General features: G+C 69.6%; 20 protein-coding genes, 1 pseudogene and 1 riboswitch. Of the genes and pseudogenes, 10 read left to right on the top strand and 11 right to left on the bottom strand.

Features of this window, described 5'->3' with window-relative positions; translation table 11 throughout:
* Positions 1-285 precede the first annotated feature (285 nt).
* A complete protein-coding gene (gene dnaB, locus QFZ71_RS14525) occupies positions 286-1,761 on the top strand; it encodes a replicative DNA helicase (RefSeq protein ID WP_307668646.1) in 1,476 nt (491 codons plus the stop codon).
* A gap of 66 nt (positions 1,762-1,827) precedes the next feature.
* Here dnaB and QFZ71_RS14520 read toward each other — a convergent pair whose 3' ends face one another.
* Positions 1,828-2,301 (bottom strand): hypothetical protein, encoded by a 474-nt coding sequence (locus QFZ71_RS14520; protein ID WP_307668645.1) that lies wholly within the window; start codon positions 2,299-2,301, stop codon positions 1,828-1,830.
* Positions 2,302-2,434: 133 nt separating this feature from the next.
* Positions 2,435-3,169, bottom strand: a complete 735-nt coding sequence (locus QFZ71_RS14515; RefSeq protein WP_307671456.1) for a dienelactone hydrolase family protein — start codon at positions 3,167-3,169, stop codon at positions 2,435-2,437.
* A gap of 472 nt (positions 3,170-3,641) precedes the next feature.
* On the opposite strand from QFZ71_RS14515, the gene QFZ71_RS14510 reads away from it, so the two are divergent.
* Complete coding sequence (locus QFZ71_RS14510; protein WP_307668644.1) at positions 3,642-5,018, top strand: serine hydrolase; 1,377 nt, start codon at positions 3,642-3,644, stop codon at positions 5,016-5,018.
* A gap of 89 nt (positions 5,019-5,107) precedes the next feature.
* Here the strand turns inward: QFZ71_RS14510 and QFZ71_RS14505 are convergent, their stop codons facing one another.
* Positions 5,108-5,560, bottom strand: a complete 453-nt coding sequence (locus QFZ71_RS14505) for a GNAT family N-acetyltransferase (protein ID WP_307668643.1) — start codon at positions 5,558-5,560, stop codon at positions 5,108-5,110.
* A 30-nt stretch (positions 5,561-5,590) separates the two neighbouring features.
* Entirely contained in the window at positions 5,591-6,049 is a 459-nt protein-coding gene (locus QFZ71_RS14500; RefSeq protein WP_307668642.1) for a MarR family winged helix-turn-helix transcriptional regulator, read from the bottom strand.
* Between the two features lie 138 nt (positions 6,050-6,187).
* Here QFZ71_RS14500 and QFZ71_RS14495 point away from each other — a divergent pair, with 138 nt between their 5' ends.
* Positions 6,188-7,399 (top strand): MFS transporter, encoded by a 1,212-nt coding sequence (locus tag QFZ71_RS14495; RefSeq protein WP_307668641.1) that lies wholly within the window; start codon positions 6,188-6,190, stop codon positions 7,397-7,399.
* 97 nt (positions 7,400-7,496) lie between these two features.
* Here the strand turns inward: QFZ71_RS14495 and QFZ71_RS14490 are convergent, their stop codons facing one another.
* From QFZ71_RS14490 to QFZ71_RS14475, 4 genes and pseudogenes are all read right to left on the bottom strand, one after another.
* A complete protein-coding gene (locus QFZ71_RS14490) occupies positions 7,497-8,390 on the bottom strand; it encodes a GNAT family N-acetyltransferase (RefSeq protein ID WP_307668640.1) in 894 nt (297 codons plus the stop codon).
* A 168-nt stretch (positions 8,391-8,558) separates the two neighbouring features.
* The gene (locus tag QFZ71_RS14485) at positions 8,559-9,038 is read right to left on the bottom strand and encodes an NUDIX domain-containing protein (protein ID WP_307668639.1); all 480 of its coding nucleotides are present in this window, start codon (positions 9,036-9,038) and stop codon (positions 8,559-8,561) included.
* Positions 9,039-9,082: 44 nt separating this feature from the next.
* Entirely contained in the window at positions 9,083-10,207 is a 1,125-nt protein-coding gene (locus QFZ71_RS14480; RefSeq protein ID WP_307668638.1) for a cystathionine gamma-lyase, read from the bottom strand.
* 131 nt (positions 10,208-10,338) lie between these two features.
* Positions 10,339-10,704: pseudogene (locus tag QFZ71_RS14475) on the bottom strand (phage holin family protein).
* 81 nt (positions 10,705-10,785) lie between these two features.
* Here QFZ71_RS14475 and QFZ71_RS14470 point away from each other — a divergent pair.
* From QFZ71_RS14470 to QFZ71_RS14455, 4 genes are all read left to right on the top strand, one after another.
* Positions 10,786-11,103, top strand: coding sequence for a cupin domain-containing protein (locus QFZ71_RS14470; RefSeq protein WP_307668637.1), 318 nt, complete (start codon positions 10,786-10,788; stop codon positions 11,101-11,103).
* 178 nt (positions 11,104-11,281) lie between these two features.
* Complete coding sequence (locus QFZ71_RS14465; protein WP_307668636.1) at positions 11,282-11,494, top strand: DUF5326 family protein; 213 nt, start codon at positions 11,282-11,284, stop codon at positions 11,492-11,494.
* Between the two features lie 429 nt (positions 11,495-11,923).
* The gene (locus QFZ71_RS14460) at positions 11,924-12,703 is read left to right on the top strand and encodes an IclR family transcriptional regulator (RefSeq protein WP_307668635.1); all 780 of its coding nucleotides are present in this window, start codon (positions 11,924-11,926) and stop codon (positions 12,701-12,703) included.
* A gap of 101 nt (positions 12,704-12,804) precedes the next feature.
* Positions 12,805-13,242 carry an SsgA family sporulation/cell division regulator gene (locus QFZ71_RS14455; RefSeq protein WP_073768137.1) on the top strand — a complete coding sequence of 146 codons (438 nt, stop codon included), beginning with the start codon at positions 12,805-12,807 and terminating at the stop codon, positions 13,240-13,242.
* 21 nt (positions 13,243-13,263) lie between these two features.
* Here QFZ71_RS14455 and QFZ71_RS14450 read toward each other — a convergent pair whose 3' ends face one another.
* Positions 13,264-14,610, bottom strand: coding sequence for a YibE/F family protein (locus QFZ71_RS14450; RefSeq protein ID WP_307668634.1), 1,347 nt, complete (start codon positions 14,608-14,610; stop codon positions 13,264-13,266).
* 70 nt (positions 14,611-14,680) lie between these two features.
* A riboswitch (TPP riboswitch) is annotated at positions 14,681-14,816 on the top strand.
* Between QFZ71_RS14450 and thiC the strand changes: the two genes are divergently transcribed.
* Positions 14,809-16,584: a phosphomethylpyrimidine synthase ThiC gene (gene thiC, locus QFZ71_RS14445; protein WP_307668633.1), complete on the top strand. Its 1,776-nt coding sequence runs from the start codon at positions 14,809-14,811 to the stop codon at positions 16,582-16,584. It overlaps the preceding riboswitch by 8 nt.
* A gap of 144 nt (positions 16,585-16,728) precedes the next feature.
* Here thiC and QFZ71_RS14440 read toward each other — a convergent pair whose 3' ends face one another.
* Positions 16,729-17,145, bottom strand: coding sequence for a DUF4440 domain-containing protein (locus QFZ71_RS14440; protein WP_307668632.1), 417 nt, complete (start codon positions 17,143-17,145; stop codon positions 16,729-16,731).
* A gap of 66 nt (positions 17,146-17,211) precedes the next feature.
* Between QFZ71_RS14440 and QFZ71_RS14435 the strand changes: the two genes are divergently transcribed.
* Both QFZ71_RS14435 and QFZ71_RS14430 read left to right on the top strand, forming a co-directional pair.
* Positions 17,212-17,589 carry a helix-turn-helix domain-containing protein gene (locus tag QFZ71_RS14435; RefSeq protein ID WP_307668631.1) on the top strand — a complete coding sequence of 126 codons (378 nt, stop codon included), beginning with the start codon at positions 17,212-17,214 and terminating at the stop codon, positions 17,587-17,589.
* A 245-nt stretch (positions 17,590-17,834) separates the two neighbouring features.
* The gene (locus QFZ71_RS14430; protein ID WP_307668630.1) at positions 17,835-18,191 is read left to right on the top strand and encodes a DUF805 domain-containing protein; all 357 of its coding nucleotides are present in this window, start codon (positions 17,835-17,837) and stop codon (positions 18,189-18,191) included.
* Between the two features lie 119 nt (positions 18,192-18,310).
* Here QFZ71_RS14430 and QFZ71_RS14425 read toward each other — a convergent pair whose 3' ends face one another.
* Positions 18,311-19,129, bottom strand: coding sequence for a hypothetical protein (locus QFZ71_RS14425; RefSeq protein ID WP_307668629.1), 819 nt, complete (start codon positions 19,127-19,129; stop codon positions 18,311-18,313).
* Between the last annotated feature and the right edge of the window lie 11 nt (positions 19,130-19,140).

The following is a 19,140-nucleotide window of genomic DNA, read 5'->3' as shown; positions in this document are numbered from 1 at the left end:
TCTAGTGCTATGAGTTTGTCCACAGTGCTGTCCCCTGGTCCGTGCACAGGTTCGGCAGACTTCTCCACAGCATCTGGTCTGTCGTCCACATGCCCTGTGGATAACCAGATTGGCTGACGGTGCGGAGGGGCCTACCGTGGGGCGGCGCCCGTACTCCGTTCCGGCCCCGGAATCCTCCGAACCAGACGTGCCGGAAGTGGAGTCGGGCGACCTGTTTGTCAGCGCCGTGACGTAAGAAAGAGTGGCACGGCTAGGTCCGCGACGCGGACGGGAGGAGGCGGCCCGGTGAGCATCCCCGAGCCTTTGGACGACCCCTGGACCGAGACCGGTCCCGGAGACCGTCTGCCTGTCTCCCGCCAGCGTCGCGGCGACCGAAAGGGGCGCGAGGACCGCCACGACCGGGGCTCGGACGAGGCATGGGAAGGAGGCGCCCCCGGCTTCGAGCGGGTGCCGCCCCAGGACCTCGACGCCGAGCAGTCGGTCCTCGGCGGCATGCTGCTGTCCAAGGACGCCATCGCCGAGGTCGTCGAAGTCATCAAGGGGAACGACTTCTACCGCCCCGCCCACGAGACCGTCTTCTCGGCGATTCTGGACCTGTACGCCAAGGGTGAGCCGGCCGACCCGATCACGGTCGCCGCCGAGCTGGTGAAGCGCGGCGAGATCACCAAGGTCGGCGGAGCGCCGTACCTGCACACCCTGGTGCAGTCCGTTCCGACTGCGGCCAACGCCTCGTACTACGCGGAGATCGTCCATGAACGGGCGGTGCTGCGGCGTCTGGTCGAAGCCGGCACCAAGATCACACAGATGGGGTACGCGGCGGACGGCGACGTCGACGAGATCGTCAACACCGCGCAGGCCGAGATCTACGCGGTCACCGAGCAGCGCACCAGCGAGGACTACCTTCCCCTCGGCGACATCATGGAGGGCGCACTCGACGAGATCGAGGCCATCGGCTCGCGCAGCGGCGAGATGACCGGTGTGCCGACGGGTTTCACGGACCTGGACGCCTTGACGAATGGGATGCACCCCGGCCAGATGATCGTCATCGCCGCCCGCCCCGCCATGGGCAAGTCCACGCTGGCGCTGGACTTCGCGCGCGCCGCGTCGATCAAGAACAACCTGCCCAGCGTCATCTTCTCCCTCGAAATGGGACGCAACGAGATCGCGATGCGTCTGCTGTCGGCCGAGGCGCGGGTGGCCCTGCACCACATGCGGTCCGGCACGATGACGGACGAGGACTGGACGCGGCTCGCGCGCCGGATGCCCGAGGTCTCGGCCGCCCCGCTCTACATCGACGACTCCCCCAACCTGTCGATGATGGAGATCCGCGCGAAGTGCCGTCGGCTCAAGCAGCGCAACGACATCAAGCTCGTGATCATCGACTATCTGCAGCTGATGCAGGCCGGCGGTTCGAAGCGGTCCGAGAGCCGACAGCAGGAGGTCTCGGACATGTCCCGAAACCTGAAGCTGCTGGCCAAGGAGCTGGAGGTGCCGGTGATCGCGCTCTCCCAGCTGAACCGTGGCCCCGAGCAGCGCACGGACAAGAAGCCGATGGTCTCCGACCTGCGTGAGTCCGGCTCGATCGAGCAGGACGCCGACATGGTCATCCTGCTCCACCGCGAGGACGCGTACGAGAAGGAATCACCGCGCGCGGGCGAGGCCGACATCATCGTCGGCAAGCACCGTAACGGCCCGACAGCCACCATCACCGTGGCGTTCCAGGGCCACTACTCCCGCTTCGTGGACATGGCCCAGACCTGACGGGCAGCGGTCCTGGCGGGCTTCGCTGCCCTTCTGAGTCGACCGCTCTGGATCGGGGGCAGTCGGCTATCGAACGGGGCCGCACTCGTTCACCAGGACAGTCGGTTCCGACAGAAACACGTCCGGGGCGACCGGCCCGTAGGCGACGTTGAAGGTGTCGAGCCAGTACGACCAGTCCCGTACCCCGGCGGCGCTGCTGAACCGGTAGTTCAGCTGCCAACGGACCCACTGCCCCGGCAGCAGACGCACCGCCGGCGGCCGTCGTGGACGCGGCGGCAGACCGAACAGCGGGTCCACGCGCGGCAGCACCCGGAGCCGGCCGCGCTCGTTCCTCAAGCTGAGTGCGACCCCGCGAAGGGGCTTCTCTCCCGCCCGCGGTTCGAAACCGTCACTTTCGGACATCCGTACGACCTGGGCGAAGGAGGGTGGCACCTGCGACACCGGGAACCCGATTGGCGCCGAGTTCCTGAGCGCCGCAGGCTCACCGCCTCTGGAATGCTTCGTCCAGGACGTCCTGATCCACTGCACCGTGATCTCCACCTGGCCCGCCTTTCGCCTCGGGAGCCTACGGCGAGTACGGCCTGAACGGCACTCCGTTTTCCGCTCTCCGACCACGTGCTTGCGCTCGCCGAGTGCCACATGCCGTCTGCGGGCATTGCGCGCAGGGGGCCTCTCAGCCGTGCGTCAGGGCACGGGCGAGGAGTGGAAGCAGTCGGTCCCAGTGATGTTGCAGGCCTGCCGGGTCGAAGGCATCGGTGTCGGCCATGGTGAAGCCGTGGACGGTGCCGGGGTAGATCTCGGAGGTGTACTCGACTCCTGAGGCCTCCAGGGTCCCGTTCAACTCGTCGAGGCCCTCGAGGGTGAGGTCCGTCTCGGCATGGCCGAAGTGGATGTCAACGGTGAGGCGGCGCAGAGTTTCGGGACCGTCGGCGGCGACGGGCGCGTGGAACGCGGCGAGGGCGGCGACCTGTTCGGGGTGGGCCTCGGCGGTACGGGTCGCCAGAAGGCCACCGATGCAGTAGCCGGTCACCGCGACCGGTCCGGCGCCGACCTCGGGCTGGGCGGTCAGGAAGCCGAGGTAGGCATCGGCGTCGCCCTGGAAACGTGCGCGGGTGAGGTCCATGATCAGGGGCATCAACCGCTCGATGAGCGGGGCCCGGTCCGCTTCCCCGATGTGCTCGGGCAGCTCCACGACCGGCGTCGCCCCCTCCCGGTGGAAGACGTTGGGGACGAGCACGTAGTACCCGTGGTCGGCCAGTTCGCGGGCCATCTCCTGGATCGTGGGACGGATACCGAAGGCGTCCGCGTACATCAGCACGCCCGGATGCCGCCCGCCGCCTCCGGGACGGGCGACGAAGGCGTCGGCGAGGCCGTCCGCGGTGGGGATCTGAACCGTCTTGGTGGGAATGGTGGATCTTCCTTTCGGGAGGGCGTCGCGTCGCGGCGACTGCTGGAACGGTGGGAGCGGACGATGCGTCGAGTCGGCCGAGCGAGTCTCGTCGAGCAGACGCCCAACGGCCGGACGACCGCGGCCGCGACGTCGTCCCGGCCGTCTTCCGGGCTGTCCTGGCCTCGCGTCAGGACGCCCTCATACTGGCGGTCGTGACGCCGATGGCACCACCCGAGCCGGAGCTCCGTGCCATGTTCCCCGCCGAGCGTGTCGGGAGCGTGACCTGCTCCCGCCGCCGGGGAGAAGCCTGTCGCGGGGGAAGGCGACGCTGAGGGTGCGGACCTTCGAGAACGGCACGCTGTCCCGGACATGCCGTCGGAGGCGCTGAAGCCACGGCGAGACACGAAGCCGCTCGGGACTCGCTGTCGGCCTCCTCGACTCCGGAGAAATGGGTTCGTCAAGGAGCGGCCGGTCGGATAAGGGTGGGGTCATGACTTCTTTCGGCGAAGACCTGCTCCCCAGTACGCGGCGCGCCCTGCTGCACCGCATCGCCGTCGCACAGCGGGACGGGCGTGCGCCGTCTCTCGTGGCCGCGGTGCGCCGAGAGGGGCGTACGGCCTGGAGCGGGGCGCGTACCTGCGTCGAGGGGCACGCTCCCGACGCCGATACGCAGTACCGGATCGGCTCGATCACCAAGACCTTCACGGCCGTTCTGGTCCTGCGCCTGCGGGACGAGGGCCTGATCGATCTGGATGCCCCGCTGGAGAAGTACCTTCCCGGCACCGGCGTGGGCAGCGTGACCGTCTTCCAGTTGCTGTGCCACAGTGCGGGGCTGGGCGCGGAGACGCCGGCACCGTGGTGGGAGCGCACACCGGGAACCCTGCGTCCGGAGATCGCGGATGTGCTGGGCGACCGGCCGCAGGTGCATCCCGCCGGACATCGTCACCATTACTCCAACCCCGGCTACACCCTGCTCGGCTCGCTGATCGAAGCGGTACGCGGCGTCTCCTGGGAGGAGGCGCTGTGCCGCGAGATCCTGGAACCGCTGGGCATGCGCCGTACGACCAGCGATCCCGTCGCTCCGCACGCGGGTGGCTGGGCCGTCCACCCCTGGGCCGACGTCCTGCTGAGCGAACCCGTCGAGGACCTCGGCATCATGGCTCCCGCCGGCCAGCTCTGGTCCACCGCCGAAGACCTGCTGCGGTTCGCCGCCTTCCTGGCCGAGGGAGACGACCGGGTTCTTTCGGCCTCCTCCGTACGGGAGATGCGGACGCCGGCCGCGCCGGTCGAGCCGGGTGGCAGCGGCTACGGTCTCGGACTCCAGATCGTCGGTGGTGAAGGACGGGTGCTCTTCGGGCACTCGGGGTCGCTCCCCGGCTTCGTCGCGGGCCTCTGGGTGTGCGAGGAGGAGGACGTGGCCGCGGTCGCCCTCTCGAACGCGACCTCCGGGCTGCCCGCCGCGATGGTGGCGGCCGAGCTTCTGAACATCGTCGTGGACGCCGAGCCCCGGATCCCGGCCCCCTGGAAGCCGCTGCCCGACGTGGACGACGAACTGCTCGCGCTGACCGGCGTCTGGTACTGGGGCACCCACACGTTCACGCTGACGCTCGCAAGGGACCGGGCCCTCCAGCTCGCGCCGTTGGGTGGCAAGGGGCGCGGAGCGACGTTCACGTACCGGCCGGACGGCACCTGGACGGGCCAGAACGATTACTACGCGGGCGAGACCCTGCGCGTCGTGCGTAAGGACGACGGCTCGGTGGACCACCTCGACCTCGGCTCGTTCGTCTTCACACGGGAGCCGTACGAGGCCGGGGCAGCTGTGCCCGGCGGGGTGGACGCGGAGGGCTGGCGCGGGCTCGGCGGCTGAACTCCGGAGGGGCCCACGGCGATCGGCTCGGAATGGCGCTGGTGGGAGGGGTGGGTGTTTCACGTGAAACACCCACCCCTCCCGTTCGTTCAGAGCGCCAGCTTGAAGCCCACATGGCTGGCCGTGAAACCGAGCCGCTCGTAGAAGCGATGTGCGTCCTCGCGGGTGACATCCGAGGTCAGCTGCACCAACCGGCAGTTCTGCCGACGGGACTCGTCCACCGCCCACTGGATGAGCTGGGTACCGAGACCGCTGCCGCGCTCGTCGCCGTGGACACGGACGCCCTCGATGATCGAGCGGGTCGCCCCCCGGCGGGACAGCCCCGGCACGATGGTCAGCTGCAGGGTGCCGACGACACGGCCTGCGCGCACGGCGACGACCACGTGCTGGTTCGGGTCGTCCGCCAGCCGCTGGAAAGCCTCTTCGTAGGGGGCGAGGTCGTCCGGGGACTCACGCTGCGCGCCCAGCGGATCGTCGGCGAGCATCGTGACCACCGGAGCCAGGTCGTCCGAAGTGGCGGGACGTATTTCGAGATCGCTCATGATCGGCATCTTAGGTCGCGCCGGGGGCGGTCAGGCCGGGATCTTCAGTCCTTCGACCGCCCTGACCAGGGGGGCCAGCTCCGGGTTCTCCGCCGCCTCGTCCAGAGCCGCCCGCAGTGCTCCGTCGTTCGTCGGCCGGGCCTCCCGCAGGAGTACGAGTCCCGCCTCGGTGACATCGGTGTAGATGCCCCGGCGGTCGGTGTCGCACAGGTAGCGGGTGAGCAGCCCGCGGTCCTCCAGCCGGGTGACGAGCCGGGTGGTGGCGCTCTGGCTGAGGACGACGGCGTCGGCCACCTGCTTCATCTGGAGGTGCCCGCCGGTGCCGCTGTGCTGCCGGCTCAACACGTCGAGCAGGGAGTACTCGCGCGCGCTGAGCCCATGTCCCGCCTGGAGGGCCCGTTCGATACGCGCCTCGATCTTTCCGTGGAGCAGCGAGAGAGCACACCAGCTCTGCGCGATGGCGGTCAGGGCCGGGTCGGTCGCTGTCATGTCTGTCTCCTCCGGACGGGAGCGGCGATGACTCCAGGATAGGGGACGCTTGCAATAGACCGCGCTTGCAATTAGCCAGCGCATGCAATTATTGTGGACGCTCGTTAAGTGCATGTGCAATCTTCAGGAGGTGGAACCATGCCGCTCGCGCTCCTCGCCCTCGCCATCGGGGCCTTCGGGATCGGGACGACCGAGTTCGTGATCATGGGGCTGCTCCCCGAGGTCGCCGGAGACTTCCAGGTCTCGATTCCGACTGCGGGCTTCCTGGTGACCGGCTACGCCCTCGGTGTCGTCCTCGGAGCCCCGCTGATGACGCTGCTGGGCACCCGCGTCCCACGCAAGCGCATGCTGATGCTCCTCATGGGGCTGTTCATCGTGGGCAATGTGGTGTCGGCGCTCGCCCCCGTGTTCGGCGTCATGCTCGCCGGACGTGTGGTCGCCTCCCTTGCGCACGGCGCCTTCTTCGGGATCGGCTCGGTGGTCGCGGCCGGACTGGTCGCACCGCAGAAGAAGGCCGGGGCCATCGCCATGATGTTCACCGGGCTCACCGTCGCCAACGTCGTAGGCGTTCCGCTCGGCACCTTCATCGGGCAGTCCATGGGCTGGCGGACCACGTTCCTCCTCGTCGCCGGTCTCGGGGTCGTGGGCCTGCTCGGGGTCGCGAAGCTCATCCCCGAGCAGCCGAAGCCGGAAGGCGTACGCATCCGGCACGAGCTGGCCGCGTTCCGCGACGTCCAGGTCCTGCTGGCGATGGCGATGACCGTCCTGGGCTTCGGCGGAGTCTTCGCCGCGATCACCTACATCACGCCGATGATGACCGGGACCGCCGGCTACTCGGCCTCGTCCGTCACCTGGCTGCTCGTCCTCTTCGGCCTCGGCATGGTGGGCGGCAACCTGATCGGAGGCCGGTTCGCGGACCGGCATCTGATGCCCATGCTGTACGTCTCGCTCGGCGCGCTCGCCGTGGTCCTGGGCCTGTTCACCGTGACCGCCCACGACAAGGTCGCCGCGGCCGTCACGATCGTCCTGATCGGCGCCCTGGGCTTCGCTACCGTGCCCCCGCTGCAGAAGCGGGTCCTCGACCAGGCGGCCGGTGCGCCGACACTGGCCTCCGCGGTCAACATCGGGGCCTTCAACCTCGGCAACGCCCTCGCCGCCTGGCTCGGCGGGCTCGTGATCGCGGCCGGTCTCGGCTACACCGCCCCCAACTGGGTCGGCTCAGCACTGGCGGCCTCGGCTCTGGCCCTGGCCGTCCTCTCCAGCCTGCTGGAGCGCCGGGAGACGGGCAGGGGACGGATCGTCGCCCGGAGCAGCCCTGAGCCGGCCCCGGTGGTGGCGACCCCGAGGTGAGCCCCGGTTGTTCCAGGAGCCGTCCCGCCCGCAGGACGGCAGCTGCCCCTGCCGTTCGTCAGCCGCGCCGCCCTCCCGGCGGTGCGGCTGCTGGCCGTCAGCCCGTGGCGAGGGTGAGCGGAGCGAACCTCCGCACGGCGTCGCCGGGCAGCTCAGGGATGCCGTAGGTCATGACCGTCGTCCGGGAGACGGGCTCCAGTCCACGCTCCGTCAGCCATCCGAGCAACTCCTTGTGCCGGTCCTCGACATCGATCCGCAGGGGCCGGTCCGTCGTGGCGGCCAGGTCCGCGATCAGCGCCTGCGCGACGGCCCAGTCCCGCGCGATCAGCGGGCCCACCACCGCGGTGGACCCGCTCGGCCAGAGCGCCGCGTAGCCGACCAGTTCGCCGTGCTCCTCGGCCACCTGGAGCCGGTCGGAGAAGGCGGGCAGCCGGGCGAGGAGATGCGTCCGGTCGGCGCCGAACGCGGTGAGGTCGAGCCGGATCATCGCCTGAAGGTCGTCCGCCGCGGCCGGGCGCGTCGTCACCGACGAGCCGGAAGGTGAGGCCGAGGAAGAGCCGCCGGGGCCGCCCGCTGCGAACCGGCCGCCGACGCGTTCGGCGTGGCCCACGGGGGAGAAGCCGAGGTCTTCGTAGAGCGGCTGCCCCTGCTCGGTGGCGTACAGGGCGAGCGGGGTGGCCTTCTCCGCCTCCATCACCTGGCGCATCAGCCGTCGTGCACTCCCCTGACGTGCGTAGCGGGCGGCGACGAGCAGCATCCCGACCGCGGTGAGGCCGGGTCCGTACGTCATGGTCAGGCAGGTCGCCGCCAAACCCTTGCCGTCCGGGGCGTCGATCCCGTACCCCGTGCCGGCCGAGAGCAGCAGCCCCCACCGGTGTTCGTCGCGGGGCCAGCCGCGGTCCTCGCAGAGATCGGCACAGGGGATCAGGTCTCCCCGGTTCAGACGCCGGATCGGCAGGTCGACGAGGGAGCGGGGTGATGGGCTGTGCATGGGGCCAGGCTGTCTGACGGGATGATCGCCCGTCCACCGATTTCGCGGAACTGGCCGAGATCCGCAACCACCTGGCACACGAGCCTGTACGCATCGAGCCGGACCGAGGCGCCGGTTTCACGTGAAACACGAGGCCGAGCGGGCCGGGCGACCGCCCGACCCGCGGTGTCAGCCCAGGTCGGGAGCGTGCATCGCCCGTACGCCTTCGATGTTGCCGTCCAGATAGTGACGCAGGGACAGCGGAACGAGGTGCACGGCCGCGATGCCGACCCGGCTGAACGGCACCCGGACGATCTCGTACTCCCCGCAGGGCTCGTCGATCTCCGGACCGTGGCGCCGTGAGACGTCCATCGACACCAGGCGGCAGACGAAGAAGTGCTGGACCTTCACGCCGGTCACGCCGCCGTCCGCGATGTGCTCCACGGTGTCGACGAAGCACGGGACCACGTCGACGATCTTCGCGCCGAGCTCCTCATCGACCTCGCGGTGCAGCGCGTCGACGACGCTGGCGTCCTCGGGCTCCACACCGCCACCGGGGGTGACCCAGTACGGATCGACCCCCGGCTTCGTGCGCTTGATCAGGATGAGGTCGTCGCCGTCGAGCAGAATGGCGCGTGCGGTGCGCTTGACCACAGGACGTTCGGTCATGGCAAGAGAGTGGCCCATGGGAGACCGTCTGAAACTCCCCCGGTCTACCGGACCGCCGCGTCCAGCGCCTGTTCGACGTCGGCGAGCAGGTCCTCAGGGTCCTCGGCGCCGACCGAGAAGCGGATGAACCCCTCCGCCACCGTGTCGCCGCCCCAGCGGCCCCGGCGCTCAGCGGTGGACCGGACACCGCCGAAGCTCGTCGCGTCGTCGACCAGACGCAACGCCGACAGGAACCGCTCCGCAGTCTCCCGGTCGGCCAGTTCGAAGGAGACCACGGAGCCGAACCGCCGCATCTGGCGTGCCGCGACGGGGTGCGAGGGGTCGGTGGGCAGCCCCGGATAGCGGAGTCCGGCGACCTCCGCATGCTCCTTCAACGCCTCGGCGAGGGCGAGGGCGGTCGCGCACTGCCGGTCGATGCGCAGGTGCAGGGTGGCCAGCGAACGGTGTGCGAGCCATGCCTCCATCGGCCCCGGAATCGCCCCGACGACCTTGCGCCAGCGCCGTACGTCCGCGGCCAGCCGGGGATCGCGGCAGGTCACATGGCCGAGCAGGATGTCGCCGTGCCCGGTCATCCCCTTGGTGTCGCTGGCGACCGAGAAGTCGGCGCCCAGCTCCAGCGGGCGCTGCCCGATCGGGGTGGCCAGAGTGTTGTCGACGGCCACCAGCGCGCCCACCGCGTGCGCGTCCTCCACCAGGCGCCGGATGTCGCAGACGTCCAGACCGGGGTTGGACGGGCTCTCGATCCACAGCAGCTTCGCGCCCTCCAGCATGGCGAGCTGGGCGTCACCGCCGGTCGGCGCGGTCCGGATCTCGACACCGTAGGCCGCCAGTTGTTCCCGTACGAGGGGGAGCGCCTGGTAGCCGTCGTCGGGCAGGACGACGGTGTCGCCGGAGCGGACCTGGGAGAGCAGCACCGCGGTGATAGCCGCCATGCCGGAGGCGAACACGGTGGTGTCCACTTCCTCGCCGGGAGCCTCCAGCTCGCCGATGGCCTGCTCCAGGCGGGTCCAGGTCGGGTTGGTCTCCCGGCCGTAGGTGTAGGGGCCCACCGGATCGCCGGAGAGGTGGAAATGGGCCGCGAAGACCGGGCCGGGCAGGGTGGGCTCGAACTGCTCCGGTACCGGAAGACCGGCCCGTACCGCACGCGTACCGTCGCCCATGGTGCTCATGCCTGCTCCTTCGCTGCTCCCGCCGGTGGGTGGATCCGGCGCATCCCCCCCCGCACTCTTCCAGAGGCTCGGGCGGGGGCCGCCGTCAGCTCCCGCTGTCAGGCCGCATCGAGCAGGACGCCGTTGAGCGCTCAGGAGACGGCCGAGATGACCAGGCCGCCGAGCACCGCCGTCCAGGACCCTTCGACGTGGAAGCTGAGACCGGGCGCTCCCGCCGGCCAGGAGGTCAGCACCGGCAACGAAGCGTTGGCCACAAGGGTGATCACCCCCGGGGGCCAGGATGAAGAGGGGGAGAGCAGGCAGCTGGACTACCGGCTGCACCAGGAAGTTCACCGGTCCGAAGAACAGCGCGACCGGGATCAGGGTGAGGGCCTTGCGCCCTGTGCTGCCGCCCTCCAGCGTGATGTCGCCGGTCAGCCGACCGCCAGGACCAGGCCCCGCGCGTGGGAGATCGTCTTGACTACGAAATTCTTCCTGTGTCTGATCGTGGCAGACATGATCGGTGGTGGAGACCGGCAGTGGTGGACACCGGCAGTACGGGTACGGCCGACGACGCGGGCACAAGGGCGGGACGAATCATGAAGGCATTCAGACTGGATGAGCTGGAGGCGGAGCGGGCCGCCAATGACGGCGCGTATCTGCAGTTCCTGCGGGAACGCCATATGTCGGTCGGCCTGTACGCGCTGGACGCGGGAGAACTCGATCCGCAGCAGCCGCACCAGCAGGACGAGGTCTACTTCGTCGTCAGCGGGCGGGCGTCGATCACGGTGGGGACGGAGACGACGCAGGTCGGCAGGGGAAGCGTCGTCTATGTGCCCGCGGGCGTGGCGCACAAATTCCATCACATCACCGAGGACCTGCGGGTGATGGTCGTCTTCTCACCGCCCGAGGGCTGACCGCGGGCCGGGGAGCCACCAGCCCGGCGGTCCAAGCTCGGGGGTCGGAGGCCGGCCGCTCCGGTAGTCCCTAGGGGCTCGATCAGGGGTCTTCAAGGGCTGCCCGGCCCCCGCCGAGCCCTCGTGCCCCTTTAGCATCGAGGCAAGGACCCAGAGAGACGAGGTAGAGGCGATGGCCGTGCGGGAGATATACGCGGGAATGCCCTGGTGGGTGAAGTGGATCGCGGTGCCCGTCATTGCGATCTTCGTGTTCGGCGGGCTGATCGCCAGCGTGGTCGGCTTCGTGATCGGCCTCCTCTTCAAGGTGCTGCTCTTCGTCGTCCTGATCGGCGGACTGATCTTCGTCGTCCGCAAGTTCATGTCGTCCTCGTCCTCACGCGGGGACTGGTAGGACGTGGGCAGGCGCCGCCCGGCAGGCGGACAGCGCCCGGCCCGGTCCGTCCGACCCGGCAGGCCCGTGTCGACGGGATGACCTGGCAGCTCCCGGCCCACGGGAGGCGGGACGGGCAGCGCCGACGAGGGTATTAGCCCAGCAGAGCTAAGTCCCGGAGGAAACCACCCGTCTGCCGCAGGCGGCCGATACAGTGACAAACCACTGCCGCCATCCGGAATGTGACCTCCCGTCACCACATCGATCACCTGATCGTCCTGGGTACGACAGTCCGGTCGTTGGCCCCCGATCGCCGGCGCCCGGACCGGTCTTCGCCGGTCACGGGTCACCGGAACTCCGGTCCCCCTCCGGCCCTCGGGATCGCGGCAGGCCCGTGGGGGCGGCCCCCACGGGAGGGCCGACGCCCGTCACCATGCCTGGGGGTGACCTTTGACCACGGCATCGAGCACCGCTGTCCCGACGTTGATCGGTTCGGTTCAGCGGGCGTTGAGGCTGCTGGAGGCTGTGGGGAATCATCGGGACGGGGCGCCCGCGAAACAACTGGCGCGGGAGGCGGGGCTGCCGCTGCCGACCGCGTACCACCTGCTGCGCACTCTGACCTACGAGGGCTACCTCCGCCGCGAGAACGGGGTCTTCCACTTCGGTGCGGCCGCCGAGAACCTCACGTCGGCACCCGGAGTCAGAAGCCGTCTGCGCCGGGCCCCTTCCGTCGCCGACTCCCTCGGCCACTGGCGGGACATCATCGGAGCGCCGGTGTACTGCGCCGTCTACTGCGACGGCGAGATCGAGCTCATCGCGGTCGCGGACGCGCCCGACACCCCGGCGGTGGAGGAGTGGGCCTCGTTCCGCGAGACCGCCCACGCCCACGCCATCGGCCAGTGCCTGCTCGCCCAACTCGACGAGCAGGCCCGCGAGGACTACCTCGACCGGTACCCCGTACGGCCCCTTACCCGTTACTCAGTGCGAGATCGCGCCACACTTCTTCAGCGGCTGCGCACCCTCCGACGAGGTGAACCGGTCATCGAACGCCAGGAGTACGCACTGGGGACCGTGTGCGCCGCGATTCCGGTCACAGCCGGTGCCACGATTGCGGCGATGGCCATTTCTGTACCCCTGGACCGCGAAGATCGATTGCTGCCCGCAGTCGAACAGTTACGTGGCGAAGTCTCCAGCCTCTTGCGTTCGTTCGTGTTCTCTATCAGTATCTGAAAAATCACTCCTTGTGATCTGCTATCGCGTGCACCACGATGGCGTCAATAGGGCCATGGGGGATCATTCCTGGCCAGTTTCATCTACTGCGGGGTTGAACGATGCGCGAGTCGGTTCAAGCAGAGGTCATGATGAGCTTCCTCGTCTCCGAGGAACTCTCGTTCCGTATTCCGGTGGAGCTCCGGTACGAGGTCGGCGATCCGTACGCCATCCGGATGACGTTCCACCTGCCCGGCGATGCTCCTGTGACCTGGGCTTTCGGCCGAGAACTGCTGCTGGACGGGCTCAACAGCCCGAGCGGCGACGGAGATGTGCACATCGGCCCGACCGAACCCGAGGGTCTCGGCGATGTGCACATCCGGCTCCAGGTCGGCGAGGACCGTGCGCTGTTCCGGGCGGGAACGGCGCCGCTGGTGGCGTTTCTCGACCGCACGGACAAGCTCGTGCCGCTCGGTCAGGAGCACACGCTGGGTGACTTCGACGGCAACCTGGAGGATGCGCTCGGCCGGATCCTCGCCGAGGAGCAGAACGCCGGGTGACCGGGTGTGCCCGATGCTCCGTCACCCCTTCTTACGACGACGGCCCCGGCCGGCCCGCACGGGCGCGGCCGTAGCCGCCTGCGTGCCGCCGGCCGCCGGACGGTCCGCGGAGACGACCAGCGCGGCGAGCGCCGTGGTCACCGGCACCGAGGCGACCAGGCCGATCGACCCGACCAGCGTGCGGACGATCTCCTCGGCCACCAACTCGCTGTTGGCCACCGTTCCCACGCTGCTCTGGGCGATGGAGAAGAGCAGCAGCAGGGGCAGCGCCGCGCCCGCGTACGCCAGCACGAGGGTGTTGACCACCGAGGCGATGTGGTCCCTTCCGATCCGGATACCTGCCCGGTACAGCCCCTTCCAACCCATCTCCGGGTCGGCCTGGTGCAGTTCCCAGACAGCGGAGGTCTGGGTGACCGTCACATCGTCGAGCACCCCGAGCGAACCGATGATGACACCGGCCAGCAGCAGACCGCTCATATCGATGTCCGGGTAGAGACCGTGGATGAGGCCGGTGTTGTCGTCGGTGTTGCCGCTCAGGTACGCCCAGCCGATGAACAGGGATCCCAGCAGCCCGATCAGCAACAGGGAGATCAGGGTGCCGACGACCGCGACGGACGTCCGGGCCGTCACCCCATGGCACATGTAGAGCGCCGCCAGCATGATGGCGCTGGCTCCGATCACCGCAACCACCAGCGGATTCGAACCCTGCAGGATCGCCGGCAGGATGAACAGGGTCAGGACGGTGAACGACACGGCCAGCGCCACCAGCGCCATCACCCCGCGCAGCCTGCCCACCACGACCACCGCCAGTGCGAAGATCCCGGCCAGCAGCGCCATCGGAACCTTCCGGTCCACATCGGTCACGGAGTACTGGAGGTCGCGGGGCGCGTCGGGGGCATAGGCCACGACCACGCCCTGCCCCTCCTTCAACTGACGTGGTGCGTCGGGCTGGACCACCTCGACGAACGTGCGGCCCTTGTCGTCGCCGCTGGTCACCTCGACGGTCGCCTTCGCGCACTCCCCCTCCTGCTCGTTGACGGCCTCCCGTCCCGAGGGTGTGGACGTGGCACCGGTCGGGGGCACCTGCGCGGCGTTGACGTCGGCGCAGTCGACCTTGACGACCTGGACGACCTTGCCGTCCTGGGTCTGCCGGTCGAAACCGACGCCGGTGCGCTCGTGGTCGGGCACGCCGCCGGGCCAGAACGCGATCAGGCCGACGACGACCGCCGTCGCGAACGGGATCAGCACGGCGGCGATGACCTTGCGCAGGTGCCGGGAGACCGGGGCGGCCGGCCCGTGGCTGTGCGTGTGGCCGTGGGAGTGGCCCTGGGGTGGCTGGGAAGCGGAGTCGCTCTGGGGAGAGGTCACGGGGCGATCATCGCAAGAACGCGAGGGCCCTCTGGTCAGCTCGCCGTAAAGGACGCTAGCGTGGAGTCACCTTTGCACACGCGGGAGCTCGGAGCACCGGGCTGAGAGGGCGCTGACCGCCGTACGCCTCCGTACGGGAAACGCTGCGCCGACCGCCGAACCTGTTACCGGGTAATGCCGGCGTAGGGAGTAGGTCTCATGACCACAGCGGACGCACGCACGCCTGCCTCGAAACAGAACGACGAGGCCGGGAAGTCCATCGGCTGGCACAAGGGGTACGTCCGGGGTTCGCGCCCGGACCTCCGGGTGCCGGTCCGACAGGTGCACCTCACCAACGGCAAGGACGTGACGCTGTACGACACGTCGGGGCCGTACACGGATCCCGCCGTCGACACGGATGTCCGCCGCGGCCTCGCGCCCCTGCGGGAGAACTGGATCATCGCCCGCGGCGACACCGAGGAGTACGCGGGCCGGCCCGTCCGACCCGAGGACGACGGGCTCAAGCACACCTCGCCGCGCGGCGGACTGCGCAACCTCGACGCCGTCTTCCCCGGCCGCCCGCGCCAACCGCGCCGCAGTCGCGACGGACGGCCCGTCACCCAGCTCGCGTACGCCCGCCGGGGGGAGGTCACTCCGGAGATGGAGTACGTGGCGATCCGGGAGAACGTCGGGGCGGAGGTCGTACGGGAGGAGATCGCGGCGGGCCGGGCGGTGCTGCCGGCCAACGTCAACCATCCGGAGATCGAGCCGATGATCATCGGCAAGCGGTTCCTGGTGAAGGTCAACGCCAATATCGGCAACTCGGCCGTGACCTCCTCGATCGAGGAGGAGGTGGAGAAGATGACCTGGGCGACCCGGTGGGGCGCGGACACGGTCATGGATCTGTCCACCGGCCGCAACATCCACACCACGCGTGAGTGGGTGCTGCGCAACTCCCCGGTGCCGATCGGCACCGTCCCGCTCTACCAGGCTCTGGAGAAGGTCGACGGCCGGGCCGAGGAGCTGACCTGGGAGATCTACAAGGACACCGTCATCGAACAGGCCGAGCAGGGCGTGGACTACATGACGGTCCACGCCGGGGTGCGCCTGCCGTACGTCCCGCTGACGGCCCGTCGCAAGACCGGGATCGTCTCGCGTGGCGGCTCGATCATGGCCGCCTGGTGTCTCGCGCACCACAAGGAGTCGTTCCTCTACGAGCACTTCGAGGAGCTCTGCGAGATCCTTGCGACCTACGACGTCACCTACTCGCTCGGTGATGGCCTGCGACCCGGTTCGATCGCGGACGCGAACGACGAGGCGCAGTTCGCCGAGCTGCGCACCCTGGGCGAGTTGAACACGATCGCCAAGCGGTTCGGCGTCCAGACCATGATCGAGGGCCCCGGGCATGTCCCGATGCACAAGATCAAGGAGAACATCGACCTTCAGCAGGAGATCTGCGAGGAGGCGCCGTTCTACACGCTCGGCCCGCTGACCACGGACGTCGCGCCCGCCTACGACCACATCACGTCCGGTATCGGCGCCGCGATGATCGCCTGGTGGGGCACGGCGATGCTCTGCTACGTCACGCCCAAGGAGCACCTGGGGCTGCCGAACCGGGACGATGTGAAGACCGGCGTCATCACCTACAAGATCGCCGCTCACGCGGCCGACCTCGCCAAGGGACATCCGGGCGCGCAGGAGTGGGACGACGCGCTCTCCGACGCGCGGTTCGAGTTCCGCTGGGAGGACCAGTTCAATCTGGCCCTCGACCCGGACACGGCTCGGGAGTTCCATGACGAGACGCTGCCCGCCGAACCGGCGAAGACGGCGCACTTCTGCTCGATGTGCGGGCCGAAGTTCTGCTCGATGAAGATCTCCCAGGACATCCGGCGTCAGCACGGCGGATCGCAGCAGGAGATCGAGGAGGGCATGGCCGAGAAGTCGAAGGAGTTCGCGGCCGCCGGGAACCGGGTCTACCTGCCGATCACCGATTGACTCACCCCGGCCGCCGGTCCACGTCGGCGGCCGGGACGTCCCCGGCCGCCGACCGGGCCGGGAGGCTCAACGGGGAGGGATGGGCAGGCCACCTGATCCGGTCTGCTCGCCCGGGCGAAACCCGGCGTGTCCCGCCCGTGCCGGTCAGGCCGGTCGCGGGCCGGGCGGCTGCGCCGTGCCGAACGGGTTGTCGATGACGTAGCGCCAGAACCCGTCGGCTCCCCGGCGGGCGACGTCGGTGGCCGTGCCCGTGAGCCGGACCTGTCCGCCGTGCGCCGCCCGGCCCTCCACGACCCAGTCGACGATGAGGAGCGCCAGGTCGCCGGAGACGTAGGTGTGGCGCGGGGCCACCCGGATCGGTACGCGCAGGGCCAGGAAGTCCCGGTGGGCCGGAATCCGCCCGGGGCCGTGCGCGGGGTGGCCCGGCCGGGGGACGAACAGCGCGTCGGCCTCGTACAGCCGGTCGACGACCCCGGCATCGAAGGTGTTGAACGCCCGCTCCAGAACGTACGGGTGATCGGCGGCGACGGTGGTCGGATGCACACTGGCGGGATGCGTCATGCCGTCAGTGAACAACCCGCGGACGAGGGTCACCCAACGGTTACCCATGGGACCGACGACCGGGAGTTGACGCCGACCGCGCGCGGCCGCACGGTCCGCCCGGAGCCGGACTGCCCGGTCGAGGTGGCCCTCGCCGCCGTGTCGGGGCGCTGGACCACGCTGGTGCTGCGTGAACTCATGGGCGGCCCGCTCGGCTTCTCCGAGCTGAGGCAACGGCTGCCGGAGCTGTCGGCGAAGGTGCTCAGCCAGCGGCTCAGCCAGCTGGGCGATCGGGGGCTGGTCTCGGTGGAGCGCCGGCGCGGGTTTCCCGTGCGGACGAGCTACACCCTGACCGGAGCCGGCCGGGCTCTCCGACCGTTGCTGATCGAGCTCTACGCCACGGGCGAGGCGCTGCTCGCCACGGTCGGGCGGGGGCGGACGGAAGACCGCGACTCGGAGGCGTGAACCGGCCAGAGGGCGGTGACCGTAGCGCGGTATGTCCTGTTGGTGAACTCTGGGTATTTAGCGGTGCTTTGTGACGGTTGAGAGTCTTGTTAAGCGACAGTATGGACACGGTCGTGCGGCAGCTGGATGTACGTTCTCCGTCCGCGTCAACAAGGCTTGACCTGGTTCTTATCTGTGGCTTACTTTCCGGCTTGCTTGGCTGAAAAAGGGAGCCCTCGCACGGAGGGCTTCGGGGAGGGAACACAGTGAACTGGTACCTGAACGTACTCAAGAACTACGCAGGCTTCAGCGGACGTGCGCGCCGCAAGGAGTACTGGATGTTCACCTTGATCCACGTGGTCGTGGCGGCCGCCCTGCTGGCTGTCGGTTTCGCGATAGAGACGACCATCCCGTACATGATCTACCTGGCGGCGACGTTCATCCCGTCGCTCGCGGTGATGGTGCGGCGTCTGCACGACACCGGCCGCTCGGGCTGGTGGTTCCTGATCTCGTTCGTTCCGCTGGTCGGCGGCATCATCCTGCTCGTCTTCCTCGCCTCGGAGGGCAAGCACGAGGCGAACGAGTACGGCGCCAACCCGAAGCTGGCTCCGCAGGCCGTCTGATCCACCGCTCCGGTCCGTCCGGAGCATCCCTCGGGCCGGGCGCGGCACTTGCCGCCCCGGCCCGAGGTGTGTCCGGGCCCCCGAGCCGCGGCTGAACCGGAGGGCCGGTCCCGCGGATCTCAGTCCGGCTGGTGTTCGGGGCCGCCGAAGTCCGGGCTCGTGAAGTCGGGGCTGGTGAAGGTCGGCCGGGGGCCGGCCGCCGGGCCGTCCTCCGGGCCGGAGAAGTCCGGCCTGCTGTACCCGATCTTCGGGATGCGGTCGGGCGAACGGTGCGGGACACGCGAGGCGGGGCCCGCCGTGGGGTCGGCCAGGGCGTCCCGGAGGAACGGGAGGATGCCGCGCTCCAGCAGGGCGTGGCGCCATGCCTCCCTGGCCCGCGCGACCTCTTCCGGAAGGTCCTCCTCGTCCTCGGCGTCCAGGGACGTCGCGCCGTTGCGGAGCGCGGTGACGAGCAGTCCGACGGCGGCGACCAGGATCGCGGCGGCGGCGACGCAGGCGAAGAACCACCCGGCCGTGACCAGGGACCGGCCGAACGGTAGCGAGGGGCTGAGCGCCCTCAGCAGATAGCCGACGAGCAGGAAGATGAGGGCCGCGGCCCCGGCCAGCAGCGGGGTCAGGACCGTGACGACCGCGCCTATGCCCGCGCCGGCTCCGGCAGCCGTGCTCCCGGGCCCGTCCAGGGGCGATGCCTCCTCGGCGCCCGCCGCCCGGCGCAGCTCGCCGCGTGCCTTGACGTAATGCTCGTACTCGGTGGCCGCGGCCGCGGTGATCGGTGCCGTGGCGCCGAGTGCCATGGTGCGGAGCTGTTCGGTGTTGAGCCGGTCACCGACGCCCTCGAGGTCCGGGCGTTCGTGAGCGTGGCGCAGTGCGTCGCCCAGGATCCGCTCGTACTCGGGTCCGTCCTCGGCCAGCAGGTGCGGAGCGCTTGTCATCTGCATCCCCCGATGCT

The organism is Streptomyces sp. V2I9, from assembly GCF_030817475.1.
GTDB lineage: Bacteria > Actinomycetota > Actinomycetes > Streptomycetales > Streptomycetaceae > Streptomyces.
This window is presented reverse-complemented; position numbering and strand designations above follow the sequence as displayed.